1 protein-coding gene is annotated in these 659 nt (G+C 65.7%); it reads right to left on the bottom strand.

Going from position 1 to position 659, the window contains the following annotated elements; translation table 11 throughout:
- Positions 1–659 (bottom strand): TRAP transporter large permease subunit (locus tag AC07OH_RS31940; RefSeq protein ID WP_495303374.1); only part of this gene is annotated, 659 nt, incomplete at both ends.

The following is a 659-nucleotide window of genomic DNA, read 5'->3' as shown; positions in this document are numbered from 1 at the left end:
ATCTCGACCAGCAGCACGATGAAGATGCCGAACCAGACCAGGTCGAAGCCCGCCTTCTGGATCATCGGCAGCACCACGGCGCTGGTCAGCACGATCATCGAGATGCCGTCCAGCGCCGTGCCCAGCACCAGGTACACCACCACCAGCGCGCCGATCAGCGCATAGGGCGACAGCTGCATGCTGTCGACCCACTCGGCCAGCTCGCGCGGGATGCCGGTGAAGGCCATGGTCTTGGTGAGGAACGCGGCCCCGGCCAGGATGAACATGATCATGCAGCTGGTGCGCGTGGCACCCATGATGCCGTCCTTGAAGTTCTTCCACGTGAGGCTGCGTCCGTAGGCCGCGATGGCCAACGAGCCGAGCACCCCGAAGGCTGCGCACTCGGTGGCCGTGGCCCAGCCGGCGACCAGCACCCAGACGATGAACACGATCAGCAGCGCGCAGGGAATGAGGTTGCCCGACAGCCGGATCTTCTGCATGAAGGTGGTGGGCGGGTCGGCCGGCGGCACCTTGTCCGGATGGCGCAGGCTCCACCATGCGATGTAGCCCGAGAACAGCAGCATCAGCAAGAAGCCCGGCAGGAAGCCGGCCAGGAAGATGCGGATGATCGAGGCGTCGGCCGCCACGGCGTACACCACCATGGTGATCGACGGCGGGAT

The organism is Variovorax sp. GW821-FHT10C12 (genome assembly GCF_059415405.1).
This window is presented reverse-complemented; position numbering and strand designations above follow the sequence as displayed.